Source organism: Nocardia aurantia (assembly GCF_009604425.1).
Lineage (GTDB): Bacteria > Actinomycetota > Actinomycetes > Mycobacteriales > Mycobacteriaceae > Nocardia > Nocardia aurantia.
In genome coordinates, this window is the sequence record NZ_WEGI01000005.1 from 59,126 (window position 1) to 71,311 (window position 12,186).

11 protein-coding genes and 1 tRNA gene are annotated in these 12,186 nt (G+C 69.1%); 3 read left to right on the plus strand and 9 right to left on the minus strand.

The annotated features are described in order from the left end of the window. Positions 1-7: 7 nt before the first annotated feature. The 3 genes from NRB56_RS12090 to NRB56_RS12100 are packed head-to-tail and all read right to left on the minus strand — an operon-like array spanning position 8 to position 2,897. Positions 8-1,744, minus strand: a complete 1,737-nt coding sequence (locus NRB56_RS12090) for an ABC transporter ATP-binding protein (protein ID WP_153341526.1) — start codon at positions 1,742-1,744, stop codon at positions 8-10. 12 nt (positions 1,745-1,756) lie between these two features. Beyond that, complete coding sequence (locus NRB56_RS12095; protein ID WP_319942882.1) at positions 1,757-2,284, minus strand: RrF2 family transcriptional regulator; 528 nt, start codon at positions 2,282-2,284, stop codon at positions 1,757-1,759. Next, a complete protein-coding gene (locus tag NRB56_RS12100) occupies positions 2,268-2,897 on the minus strand; it encodes a TetR/AcrR family transcriptional regulator (protein ID WP_153341528.1) in 630 nt (209 codons plus the stop codon). Before NRB56_RS12100 ends, NRB56_RS12095 begins: the two co-directional genes overlap by 17 nt. 219 nt (positions 2,898-3,116) lie before the next feature. Here NRB56_RS12100 and NRB56_RS12105 point away from each other — a divergent pair, with 219 nt between their 5' ends. Then, complete coding sequence (locus tag NRB56_RS12105; protein ID WP_319942883.1) at positions 3,117-5,486, plus strand: MMPL family transporter; 2,370 nt, start codon at positions 3,117-3,119, stop codon at positions 5,484-5,486. A 93-nt stretch (positions 5,487-5,579) separates the two neighbouring features. Here the strand turns inward: NRB56_RS12105 and NRB56_RS12110 are convergent, their stop codons facing one another. Continuing rightward, complete coding sequence (locus NRB56_RS12110; protein ID WP_319942979.1) at positions 5,580-6,515, minus strand: LLM class F420-dependent oxidoreductase; 936 nt, start codon at positions 6,513-6,515, stop codon at positions 5,580-5,582. A 134-nt stretch (positions 6,516-6,649) separates the two neighbouring features. Here NRB56_RS12110 and NRB56_RS12115 point away from each other — a divergent pair, with 134 nt between their 5' ends. After that, the gene (locus tag NRB56_RS12115) at positions 6,650-6,844 is read left to right on the plus strand and encodes a DUF6374 family protein (RefSeq protein ID WP_153341532.1); all 195 of its coding nucleotides are present in this window, start codon (positions 6,650-6,652) and stop codon (positions 6,842-6,844) included. Between the two features lie 39 nt (positions 6,845-6,883). Here NRB56_RS12115 and NRB56_RS12120 read toward each other — a convergent pair. The 3 genes from NRB56_RS12120 to NRB56_RS12130 form a co-directional block, all read right to left on the minus strand. Further along, a tRNA-Ser gene (locus tag NRB56_RS12120) sits at positions 6,884-6,974 on the minus strand. 65 nt (positions 6,975-7,039) lie between these two features. Next, complete coding sequence (tadA, locus tag NRB56_RS12125; RefSeq protein WP_153341534.1) at positions 7,040-7,525, minus strand: tRNA adenosine(34) deaminase TadA; 486 nt, start codon at positions 7,523-7,525, stop codon at positions 7,040-7,042. Further along, positions 7,522-8,061: a tRNA adenosine deaminase-associated protein gene (locus NRB56_RS12130; protein ID WP_153341535.1), complete on the minus strand. Its 540-nt coding sequence runs from the start codon at positions 8,059-8,061 to the stop codon at positions 7,522-7,524. Before NRB56_RS12130 ends, tadA begins: the two co-directional genes overlap by 4 nt. A gap of 58 nt (positions 8,062-8,119) precedes the next feature. Here NRB56_RS12130 and NRB56_RS12135 point away from each other — a divergent pair, with 58 nt between their 5' ends. Further along, positions 8,120-9,070, plus strand: a complete 951-nt coding sequence (locus NRB56_RS12135) for a prephenate dehydrogenase (protein ID WP_153341537.1) — start codon at positions 8,120-8,122, stop codon at positions 9,068-9,070. Between the two features lie 31 nt (positions 9,071-9,101). Here the strand turns inward: NRB56_RS12135 and NRB56_RS12140 are convergent, their stop codons facing one another. Together NRB56_RS12140 and NRB56_RS38880 are read right to left on the minus strand one after the other, a co-directional pair. After that, on the minus strand, positions 9,102-9,650 hold the full coding sequence (locus NRB56_RS12140) for a putative glycolipid-binding domain-containing protein (protein WP_319942980.1): 549 nt from the start codon (positions 9,648-9,650) through the stop codon (positions 9,102-9,104). Positions 9,651-9,824: 174 nt separating this feature from the next. Further along, positions 9,825-12,131: an ABC transporter ATP-binding protein gene (locus tag NRB56_RS38880; protein ID WP_227837651.1), complete on the minus strand. Its 2,307-nt coding sequence runs from the start codon at positions 12,129-12,131 to the stop codon at positions 9,825-9,827. Positions 12,132-12,186: the final 55 nt, after the last annotated feature.

Genomic DNA, 12,186 nt, shown 5'->3' on the forward strand with positions numbered 1-12,186 from the left:
CCGGGCCTCATCGGGCCGCCTCCGTCACACTCAGCTGGGATTCCACGATCTCTCGATATTCCTTGCACTCGCGGACCAATTGGTCGTGGGTACCGAGGCCGACGATCGCGCCGTCCTCCAGCACGACGATCTGGTCGGCGTCGCGGACCGTCGAGATCCGCTGGGCCACCGTGATGACCGCGGCGTCGGCAATCTCCGGTCGCAGCGCTTCGCGGACCCGCGCGTCGGTGGCGACGTCCAGGGCGGAGAAGCAGTCGTCGAACAGGTAGATCCGCGGCCTGCGGACCAGGGCGCGGGCGATCGCGAGCCGCTGCCGCTGACCACCGGAGACGGTCGTGCCGCCCTGTGCCACCGGGGTGTCGAGCCCCTGCGGCATGTCCCGGACGAAATCGGCCGCCTGCGCGATTTCCAGTGCGGCCCAGAGCTCTTCGTCGGTGGCCTCCGGCCGCCCGTAGCGCAGGTTGCTCGCGACAGTGCCGGAGAACAGGTACCCGCGCTGCGGTACCAGGCCGATCGAACCGCGCAGCGCTTCGAGGTCGATGTGCCGGACATCGGTGCCGCCGACGTACACCGCGCCGTCGGTGACATCGATCAGCCGGGGGATCAGGTTGATCAGCGTGGTCTTACCGGAACCGGTGGATCCGACGATCGCCGTGGTGGTGCCGGGCTCGACCCGGAACCGGATCGCCCGCAGCACCGCCTTCTCGGCGCCCGGGTACTTGAATTCCGCGAACGCGAAGTCGACCGTGCCCGCGTCCTCGGTGAGCGGCTGCGGCAACCGCGGCGGCAGCACCGACGATTCGGTGTCGAGCACCTCGGAGATCCGCTCCCCCGAGACCGCCGCACGCGGCGCCAGGATTGCGAGGAACGAGGCCATCATCACGGCCATCAGGATCTGCATGATGTAGGACAGCATCGCGGTCAGCGCGCCGACCTGCATCGACCCGGAGTCGATGCGATGCCCGCCGAACCAGATCACCGCCACCGTGGTGACGTTGCTGATCAGCATCACCGCCGGGAACATCAGCGCGGCCAGCCGGCCGACGTAGAGCGAGATATCGGTCAGCGCCGAGTTGGCCACGCCGAAGCGCCAGGTCTCCTGCCGCTCCCGGACGAAGGCCCGCACCACCCGGATGCCGGTGATCTGTTCGCGCAGAACGCGATTCACCCCGTCGATGCGTTCCTGCATGCGCCGGAACCCGGGCACCATCCGCGAGATGATCACGCTCATGGTGAGGCCCAGCACCGGCACCGCGGCCACCAGCACCCAGGACAGGCCGAGGCTCTGCCGCAGCGCCATCACGATGCCGCCGATGCACATGATCGGCGCCATCACCAGCACCGTCACGCTCATCACGATGAGCAGCTGAACCTGCTGGACGTCGTTGGTATTGCGGGTGATCAGCGACGGGGCGCCGAACAACCCGACCTCGCGGGCCGAGAACGAACCGACCCGGTGCAGCAGGGCGGCGCGGATGTCACGCCCGGCCGCCATCGCGGCCTGCGCGCCCAGATACACCGAGGCGGCCGAGGCCACGATCTGCACGCCGGACACCAGCAGCATCCACAGGCCGGTGGTCCAGATGTAACTCACATCGCCCTTGGTGACGCCGTTGTCGATGATGTCGGCGTTCAGCGACGGAAGATAGAGCATCGCTATAACGGATATCAGCTGAAGCACCACGACACCCGCCAGCTGTGCGCGGTAGGGAGCCAGGAAGGTGCGGAGCAATCGGATCAACATGATGCGTGCAGGCTACCGCCATCGCTCGACGGACGGCTCACCCTTTTCTCCTCTCAGCACCACGGATGGCGTTCCATCCGGAACCGGCCGGCGCGTCCACGCACCGGGGTCGCTCGTGAGCTCGGCCACGAAATCGGGCAGATCACCGGTCGCGAGGTCGGCGATCGAAACCTGTTCCAGCACGGCGCGGATGTTCACCCGGAGCGCGATCCACACCTGTTGCAGCGGCCGCGCCGCACCACCGTAGGCCACGTCCTCGGGTCGCTGCCCGCGCACCGAGGCCAGCGGGCCCTCGATCGCGCGGATCACGTCGGCGACGCTGATTTCGGCGGCCGGCCGGGCCAGACGATAGCCGCCGTCGGGGCCGCGGCGGCTGCGGACCAGTTCGGCCCGGCGCAGTTCGGCCAGCACCGTTTCCAGGATCTTGGCCGGGATGGCCTGCGCGGCGGCGATGCCGTCGGCCTTCGCGGCCTCCGGCTGCGCCCGCGCGATCTCCAGCAGCGCCCGGACGGCGTAGTCGACCCTAGCCGTGATGTGCACTGTCGCCCTCGGTTCCGTCCGCGCCGTCCGGGCCGACACCCAGCACACCGAGCGCTGCGTCCAGCACCACTCGCTCGATGAGCTCGGTGTCGGCCTCCGGCACCAGTTCCTGTGATCCGAGCGCCACGGTCAGCACCTGGAAGGCCGCGGCGGCGCGCAGGATGCCCTCGTCGGTGGCGCCGGGCCCGGCCAGCCAGCGGCATACGCGCATGCGCGCGTCCTGGAGTTCCTCGTCGCGGTTGGCGATGGCCCGCGCGATCGCGGTGGTGTCGCGCACGAACATCAGCACCGTGCGGCGATGCCGCAGCATCGCCCGCACCTGCCGGGTCAACACCGCGCGCTGACCGGCGGGGCCGTGCTCCACGTCGTCCAGGCCGTCGGCGACCGCGTGCAGGTCGTCGATGATCGGATCGACGATCGCCAGCAGCAGATCCTGCTTCGACGCGTAGTGGTAGTACAGCGAAGCTTTTGTGATTCCTACCGCATCGGCGACCTCGCGCAGGCTCGTCTGTTCGAATCCCTTGTCCGAAAACAGCTCGATCGCGGCCTCCCGAATCGCCTCTTTGGTACTTCTACCTGCGACAACCCCTCCGGGAGTACTGCGCACCGCCATCAGGTGATCCTCTCATCGACTTCGCACCCCCGTCGGGGCATCCCCTAATATCGAGGTTGTACCTCCGGTTAATCATAGGTAGTCTACCTACCGCACGGTAGGCAGACAGCGTTACATGGAGGCGGTTCGCGGCGCGGCGACCGCGTGAGTGCTTGCCCTACGGGCCCCCACAGACAGCTCAGCACCCGATCCGAAGCCATCACTAGGAGCACATCCCTCGTGTCCGTATATCTGTACCGGTGGGGCAAATTCGCCTTTCGCCGGAAATGGATCGTCCTGCCCGTCTGGTTACTGATCATCGTGATCCTCGGCGGTCTCGGCGTCGGCCTGAAGAAGCCCGTCAAGGACGACTTCAACATGCCGAACCTGCCCTCGGCCCGCGCCACCGAGATTCTGGACAAGCAGTTCCCCGGACTGTCCGCGCAGTTCAAGTTCGACGCGGTCACGGGTACCTACGTCGTCGGCGCGCCGGCCGGGCAGAAGCTCACCGACCCCGCGAACCACGCCGCGCTCACCGCGCTGGTGCAGAAGCTGAACAACCTCGACATCGTCGACCACGCCAAGCCGCTGGCCGATCCGATCGAGGCCAGCACCCAGATGAACTGCCTCACCGGCGATCGGACCGGTTCGGACTTCGTGTCCCGCTGCAGCGCCGCACCGCTGAACGTGCTGAGCAAGGACATCCCCGATTCGGTGGCTGTGATCCAGGTGCCGTTCGCCATCGCGAAGTTCGCCGATGTCACCGACGCCGACCGGACGCTGGCCTACGACATCGCCGGCGACGCCCGCTCGGCCGGGCTGACCGTCGAGATGAGCGGCACCATCGCGCAGAAGCAGATGCAGAGCAGCGGTAGCGCCGAGATGATCGGCTACGCCGTCGCCTTCATCGTGATGATGATCGCGTTCGGCGCGCTGATCGCCGCGTTCGTGCCGATCTTCACCGGCATCATCGGCGTGGGGTCCGCCTCGGCGCTGATCATGGCGGGCACATCGATCGCCAACATTCCGGCGTTCACGACCGTGCTGGCGTCGATGATCGGTATCGCGTTGTCGATCGACTACGCGCTGTTCATCGTCTCCCGGTACAAACACGAACTCGCGGTACAGGATTCGCCCGAGGAGGCGGCTGGCACCGCGATCGGCACCGCCGGCTCGGCGGTCGTGTTCGCGGGTATGACCGTGATCGTCGCGCTGTGCGGGCTGAGTATCGTCGGCGTCAGCTTCCTCACCTGGATGGGCCTGGGCGGCGCGCTGGCCGCGTTCTTCGCCATCATGGTGGCGCTGACCCTGCTGCCCGCGCTGATGGGCGCCTTCGGCCGGTTCCTGTTCAAGCCGAAGCTGCCGCTGGTCGCCAAGCACGATCCCGAGGACGAGAACTCGGTCACCAACGGTATGCGGATCGGCCGCCTCATCGGCCGGGCCCCGGCCGTGACGCTGGTCCTGGCCGTGGTCGTGCTCGGCCTGCTGGCGCTGCCCGCCACCAAGCTGACCCTGGGCCTGCCCGGGGAGGACGCGCAGCCGAAGACCACCACGATCCGCAAGGCGTACGACCTGCGTACCGAGGGCTTCGGTGAGGGCAGCAACGGCATCCTGACCGTGGTCGCGGATCTGACCAACGTCGATCCGAAGCAGCGTCAGGCGGCGGTCACCGAGTTGCACGACAAGCTGGCCTCGTATCCGGGCATGGACTACGTGACCTCGGCGCAGACCAACGCCGTGATCAAATCGGACCAAGGGACCGCCGGATCGGGCGGCTCCGCCACCAACGACTACGCGAACAGCACCGGCGCCCTGCTGAAGGCGGTGCCGACCTCGGGTCCGAACAACAAGGCCACCCAGGATCTGGTGAAGCACGCCCGCGACGCCGAGAGCGCGTTCAAGGCGCGCTACGGCATGGAGTACGGCATCACGGGTACCACCGCGATCTACGCCGACGTGTCGAACGCGCTGCTCGGCAAGATCGTGCCGTACATGTCGATCGTGGCGCTGGCGGCGTTCCTCCTGCTGGTCCTGGTGTTCCGATCGATCCTGGTACCGCTGACCGCCGCCCTGGGCTTCCTGTTGTCGATGGCGGCCACGTTCGGCGCCACGGTGCTGATCTTCCAGGAGGGCAAGCTGGGTCTGATCAAGGAGACCCATCCGCTGGTCAGCTTCCTGCCGATCGTGTTGATCGGCTTGGTGTTCGGCCTCGCGATGGACTACCAGGTGTTCCTGGTGACCCGGATGCGCGAGGAGTACATGCACGGCCGGACGCCGAAGGACGCCGTGGTCGTGGGTTACCACCACGGCGCCCGGGTGGTCACGTCGGCGGCGATCATCATGATCTCGGTGTTCGCGGGCTTCCTGATGGAATCCGACGTCACCGCGAAGTCGATGGGCTTCGCCCTGGCCGCGGGCGTGCTGTTCGACGCCTTCCTGGTCCGGATGGTGCTGATCCCGTCGCTGCTGGTGCTGCTGGGCAAGTGGGCCTGGTGGCTGCCGAAGTGGCTGGATCGGATCCTGCCCGATATCGACGTCGAGGGTTCCAAGCTGCGTGAGTTGCAGCGGCAGAACAAGCGGGTCGACGAGGAGCCGGTCCCGGTCGGCTGACCTCCGACACGAAAAGCTCGGCCCCGCACCCGAATTCGGGTGCGGGGCCGAGTTGTCCGCGAGGCCCGTCCGGCGACCGGGCGATGCGGCGGATCAGCCCAGCTGCGGGGCGATCTCGGCGGCGACCAGATCGAGGTGATCCAGGTCCGAGAGGTCCAGCACCTGGAGGTAGAGCCGGGTGATACCGGTGGCCTCGCGGTACCGGCCGATCCTGTCGACCACCTCGGCGGGCGAGCCGCCGAGGCCGTTGGCACGCAGTTCGTCGGGCTCGCGGCCGATGGCGGCGGCCCGGCGGGACACCTCGGCCTCGTCGCGGCCGACACACAGCACCTGCGCGACCGACCGGGTGATCTCGCCCGGATCCCGGCCGATCGCCCGCGCGGCGGCCGCGACCCGATCGAATTGGGTTGCGGCCGTGCCGAAGTCGGAGAAGGCGACGTTGAACTCCTGGGCGAAGCGGGCCGCCAGTTCCGGGGTGCGCTTCTTGCCGAAGCCGCCGATGATCACCGGCGGACCCGGCCGCTGCACCGGTTTCGGCAGTGCCGGAGCGCCTTCCAGGCGGTAGTGCTTCCCGGCGAAGTCGAAGCTGCCGCCCTCGGGGGTTCCCCACAGCCCGGTGATGATCTCCAGCTGCTCCGCGAATCGATCGAAACGATCTGCCGGACCGGGCAATTCGATGCCGTAGGCGTCGTGCTCGCCCGCGAACCATCCCGCGCCGAGCCCGAATTCGACTCGGCCGCCGGACATTCGATCCACCTGCGCCACCGAGACGGCCAGCACCGACGGATGCCGGAACGTGGCCGAGGTGACCAGGGTGCCCAGCCGGATGCGCGAGGTCTCCCGGGCCAGCGCCGCGAGGGTGAGCCAGGCGTCGGTGGGTCCGGGCAGCCCGGACACCGAGCCCATCTTCAGGAAATGGTCGGAGCGGAAGAAGGCATCGAAGCCGGCCGCCTCGGTCGCCTTCGCGACCCGCAACAAGTCGTCGTAGTCGGCCCCCTGCTGGGGCTCGGTGAAGATGCGTAGGTCCACGTCCGCCCACAGTAGTCCTCTCATCGGACGAATTTCGGCCGCGCCGCCACGCCGGAGAATGCGCGCCTGCGGGCTCGGCGCCGCGAGACGGATTCGTTATCGAATGTACGTTCGAATGAGAGTAGTCTCGGCACATGCCCCTCGACCGCCACCTCCAGTTCGCGCAGCTGTGGCTCGAACAGGTCCGCGACAACCTCGCCACGGCCGCAGCCACCGGCACCCCGGTGCCACCCGAGCAGTTGAACATCATGTCCGGCAAGATCGCCGCGGGCCTGCGCGTGTTCAGCGAGCTGGCCGAACATCGGCCGCACTGGGAACAGGCGGGATGAAAAAAAGCCCCTCACCTGCCGAAACAGGTAAGGGGCTCATGGCGGTGGCGGAGGGATTTGAACCCTCGGTGGGGGGATACCCCACACACGCTTTCGAGGCGTGCTCCTTAGGCCGCTCGGACACGCCACCGCAGGTGACTTTACCGGAACGGTCGCCGAAACCGTAAATCGCCTGGATCCCGTCACCGCGGCCGATCAGGGACGCTGGGTGCGGAAGAAGGCGTCGAGCCTTGCGGCACACTCGGATTCGAGCACGCCGCCGCGGACCTCGGGGCGGTGATTGAGACGACGGTCACGCACCACGTCCCACAGTGAGCCGACAGCCCCGGTCTTCGGTTCCCATGCCCCGAAGACCAGGCGCCGTACCCGGGCCAGCACCAGGGCGCCCGCGCACATCGTGCACGGCTCCAGCGTCACGGCGAGGGTGGCGTCGGTCAGCCGCCAGCCGTCGCCGGCCACCTGCGCGGCGCGGCGCAGCGCGAGGATCTCGGCGTGCGCGGTCGGGTCGCCGGTCGCCTCGCGCGCATTGGCGGCGCGGGCGAGTTCGCGGCCCTCGGCGTCGAAGACCACCGCGCCGACCGGCACGTCCCGTGGATCCGCGGCGTCGGCGGCGGCCAGCGCCGCGCGTACGTACGCCTCGTCGAGAGCGGGGGTGGGGTACCGAAGCGGATCCCGGGTCATTCAGTGCGGCAGTGGTCCAGCACCGCGGTGAGTTCCCCGGCGAAGCCCAGGCGCTGCGCGATCATCGTGATCTGCTCGTCCGGGTAGAGCTCGGTGTCGGCCAGGATCACGCTCAGCACCGGCTCCGGCAGGCCGAGATCGGCGAGCACGCCGAGATCGCCCTCGCCCCAGGGCTCGACGTCATCGATCTCGTCCGGGTCGATGTCGGGGATCTCGATGTTCAACTCGTCCAGCACATCGGCGGCGATGTCGTAGTCGATCGCGGCGGTGGCGTCGGACAGCAGTAGGCGGCTGCCTGCCGGACCCGGGCGCAGGACGACGAAGAACTCGTCGTCCACGTCGAGTAATCCGAACAGGGCCCCGGTGCTGCGCAGCGCTCGCAGTTCACTCTCCGCCGCCTCCAGGCTGAGCAGTGCCGCAGAGCTGAGCGGGCTGCACCGCCACTTGCTGTCCTCGCGAATCACCGCCACGGCGAACCCATCGACGTCGTCGCCTTCATCCGACGCCGCCCTGTTCGTGCTGGAGCGCTGTGCCATGGGCGCAACGGTAGTCCGCTTCGGCGGAAATGTTGAAGTCGTATGCGAATCTGATTCGATGACAGCCCTACAGAAGTCGGCGGTATGTGTGCTGGGCACCGGGTTGATCGGAGGGTCGGTGCTGCGCGCCGCCGCCACGGCGGGCTACCGGAGCTGGGGTTACAACCGTTCCGCCGCAGGTGCGGAGGCCGCGCGGGCCGACGGATTCGACGTGGGCACCGACATCCGGCCGGTCCTGCGACGGGCCGCGGACGAGGACGCCGTGGTCGTGGTGGGGGTGCCGATGCCCGCCCTGGACGCGGTCCTCTCCGATATCGGGCTGCTCGCTCCCGAATGTGTACTCACCGATGTGATCAGCGTGAAGACGCCGGTGCTGGCGACCGTGCGCAAACACGAGCTCGGCGCGCGCTTCGTCGGCGGGCATCCGATGGCCGGAACCGCCGAATCCGGTTGGGCGGCATCCGGTGCCGATCTGTTCACCGGCGCGGTCTGGGCCCTGGGCGTCGATCCCGGCACCCACGCCGAATCCTGGGAGCGGGTGGCGCGGCTGGCGCTGGACAGCGGCGCGGTGATCGCTCCGGTGATCGCCGAGGAGCACGATCGCGCGGTCGCGCGGATCTCCCACCTGCCGCACGTACTCGCCGAGGCGCTCGCGGTGGCCGGTGCCGCCGGTGGTGATCTCGCACTCGGACTCGCGGCCGGCTCCTTCCGGGACGGCACCCGGGTCGCGGGCACTGCCCCCGAACTCGTCCGCGCGATCTGCGAGCCGAACGCGACGGCACTGCTCGACGCGCTCGACGACGCCCTGCGGCTGCTCGGCGACGCGCGTGACACCCTGGCGACGGACGGCACCCTCGGCGCACTGATCGACGCCGGGTACAGCGAACGCAACCGCTACGACACGCTGGAACGCTGGGACATCACCGATATTCGGCCGGGTGACCACGACTGGCACGAACGGTTGCGGGCGGCCGGGCAACGCGGCGGGGTGATCCGGCAGCTGAACTGATCGGATCCCGCTCGACCTGGCTGCGGTCGGCTCAGATGCGCTCGGCGAGGCCCGGATAGTTCAGCAGGAAGCCGTCCGGGTCGACGGTCACGGTCGCGGTGGATACCGGTGACAGCACGTGGATGCCGTCCGCGCCGCTGGAGTAGGTCAGCTTCGACTCCTCGACCAGCAGTTCCGGCAGCCGCACGTAGACGACCGGCACCTCTACATAGTCGGAGGTGCGCGCCAGGCCGTAGCGGCGGATCGGGAGCGTGTTGAAAAACGGGCTCAGCACCACGTCGACGTCGAGGGCGTCGCCGAAGGTGGATCGCACGTGGCTGCCGCCGGCGTCGATCAGCCAGTAGTTCTCCTCGTCGCGGGCGATCGACGCATGCCGCTCGCCCGCGGCGACCGTGCTGCGCAGTGACAGCCGCTTGGTCATCCCGGCCTCGTCGGTGACCAGGTCGTAGGACGCGCTGAAGGCCGGGTGGTCGTCGCACTCACCGGCGATGATGCGGCCGGAGGCGCGGATGCGGTTACCGGTGACGGTCACCCGGACCGACTCCATCCGGGAGAAGTTGTGTGCTCGCCAGGTGAGAATCGCCGGCCAGCGCGACTCGCCCGCGACCGCGTCCCCGTTGCGGCCGCCCGCCTGTGCGGCCGTCGTTTCACCCTGGGCTGGATTCGTCACCCCTCTACGTTAGGTGACGACGGCCCGCAGGTTGTGCCCCAGCCATCGGAGTGCCGCTCCCGCGCGGTCCGAACGGAACCGCGGCTACACCAGCGACTCCCGCCAGGCGGTGTGCAGCGCGGCGAAACGTCCTGTGGCAGCGACCAATTCGTCGGGCGACCCGTCCTCGACCACCCGTCCGGCCTCCAGAACCAGCACCCGGTCCGCGATCGCGACCGTGGACAGCCGATGCGCGATGATGACGGCCGTGCGACCGTAGAGCACCGTCTCCAACGCCCGCTGCACCAGCCGCTCGCCGGGGATGTCCAGGCTCGAGGTGGCCTCGTCCAGCACGATCACCGCCGGGTCCGCCAGGAACACCCTGGCGAACGCCACCAGCTGCTTCTGTCCGGCCGACAACCGCCCGCCGCGCTTGCGCACATCGGTCTCGAAGCCTTCCGGCAGCGATTCGACGAAATCGGCCAGCCCCACCGCGCGGGCGGCTGCCCGCACCTCCTCGTCGGTGGCCTCCGGCCTGCCGAGCCGGATGTTGTCGGCCACCGACCCGGAGAACAGGTACGACTCCTGGGTCACCATGGTGATGTTGCGGCGCAGTTCGACATCGGCGATGTCTCGCAGGTCGATCCCGTCGAGCCGGACACTGCCGGCCGTCGGGTCGTAGAACCGCGCCACCAGCTTCGCCAGTGTCGATTTTCCGGCCCCGGTCGCGCCGACCAACGCCACCACCTGCCCCGCCGGAACGGTGAGCGTGAGCTCCAGCTGGGTCCGCCGACCGCCGGTCCTGGCCGGTCCCACACCCCCACGTTGTGTCACAGTCGTCCCCGACCCGGCCTGCTCCGATCCACCGACGTTCCCCGTCCCGCCCGCACCCGGCACCTGCCCGACACCGTCCGGGACCGACACCGCAGCGGCACGCTTCGTCCTGGCCGCACCGTCAACCGCCCTGACGTCCCCCGGCACCATTCCTGCTTCGTCGTGCCTCACCCCGGCGGCACCTCGCACCGACCGGACATCGTCCGGGATCGATCCTGGACCGTCGTGTCTCACCGCGGCTGTACGCGCGACCGGACCGACGTCCGCACCCGATCCCGCGGCGGTGCGTTTCGTCCTGCCGGTAGCCCCCGCCGAGTCGACCCCGTCCAGGGGCGACCCCAGCCGGCCGTGCTTCGTGTCGTCCGTGCTCGCCACCGACCCGGCCCCAGCGTCGGTGCCGCGCAACGGGTAGTCGAAGGACACCCGGTCGAAGCGCAGTTCGCCGCGGGCCCGCGCGCCCGGTTCGGCCACCGCCCTGGGTTCGAGGGGTTCCGGTACGGTCGGCCGCTCCTCCAGCACCCCGGAGATCCGTTCCAGGGCCGCGGCCGCGGACTGGTACGAGTTGAACACCTGCGCCAACTCGTCCAGCGGCCCGTAGAACTGCCGCAGGTACAGCAGGAATGCGGCCAGCACGCCGACCGCGGTATCCCCGCGGATCACCCGCCAGCCGCCGACCAGCAGGATCACCACCGTGCTTGCGCCGCTGATCGCCCGGACCACGCCGATGTAGACCGCCATACCGCGCAGCGCGCTGCTGTTGGCGGCCCGGTATTCGGTGTCCTCGACGCCCAGGATGGCCTGGTTGCGCTCCTCGCGCCGGAACGCCTGCACCGCGCGGATACCGCCCATGGTCTCCACGAAGTGCACCACCACCTTCGCGATCGCCCCGCGGGTACGCCGGTAACCGGCCCGCTGGTGCCGCTGGGCCCAGCGGGTGATGTACACGAGCGGCACGAAGCCGATCAGCATCACCAGCGCCAGCGGCACGTCTAGCCACAGCAGCACCACCGCGATCGTCGCCAGCGACAACACGGCGCTGAGCGCCTCGTTCAGCGCGCGGTCGAGCAGATCCTCCAGCGATTCCAGGTCACTGGTCAGCCGGGCGACGATCTTGCCGGAGGTGTAGGTCTCGTGGAACGCGATCGGCAATCGCTGCACATGCGTGAACACCCGCATCCGCAGATCGAACAGCACCTGCTGGCTGAGTTCCGCGGCCGTCCGCACGAACAGGAAGGTCGTCACTCCGCTCAGCAGCGCGCACCCGGCCGCACCCGCGACCGCGACGATCAGCGCCGACCAATCCCCGCGCATCGCCGCGGTCACGCCGACGTCGAGCCCGTACGCGATGAACAGCGGCGCGGCCACGATGGCGGCGTTGTCCAGCACGATGATCACCAGCGCCGCGATGACCCGCGCCCGGTACGGCCGCAACAACGACCACAGCAAGCGCCGCGACCTGACCGCCAGCGCGAGGTTCACCGCGTCGGTCGCCTCGGCCTCCTCCGCCGCCACGCCACGCCATCCGGCAACCTCGGAATCGTCACCGAGCGCCTCGGCTGCCGCGGCATCGCCTGGCATGTCGGCTGCCGCGTCATCGTCGACCGCGACACCGGCGGGCTCGCTGTCGAGTCCC

What these genes read in the sequence shown, in the direction of transcription:
- tadA (WP_153341534.1), bottom strand. Translation starts at nt 7,525, where the DNA reads ATGACCCGGGATCCGCTTCGGTACCCCACCCCCGCTCTCGACGAGGCG.
- NRB56_RS12135 (WP_153341537.1), top strand. Translation starts at nt 8,120, where the DNA reads ATGACAGCCCTACAGAAGTCGGCGGTATGTGTGCTGGGCACCGGGTTG.
- NRB56_RS38880 (WP_227837651.1), bottom strand. Translation starts at nt 12,131, where the DNA reads ATGCCAGGCGATGCCGCGGCAGCCGAGGCGCTCGGTGACGATTCCGAG.
- NRB56_RS12130 (WP_153341535.1), bottom strand. Translation starts at nt 8,061, where the DNA reads ATGGCACAGCGCTCCAGCACGAACAGGGCGGCGTCGGATGAAGGCGAC.
- NRB56_RS12100 (WP_153341528.1), bottom strand. Translation starts at nt 2,897, where the DNA reads ATGGCGGTGCGCAGTACTCCCGGAGGGGTTGTCGCAGGTAGAAGTACC.
- NRB56_RS12115 (WP_153341532.1), top strand. Translation starts at nt 6,650, where the DNA reads ATGCCCCTCGACCGCCACCTCCAGTTCGCGCAGCTGTGGCTCGAACAG.
- NRB56_RS12090 (WP_153341526.1), bottom strand. Translation starts at nt 1,744, where the DNA reads ATGTTGATCCGATTGCTCCGCACCTTCCTGGCTCCCTACCGCGCACAG.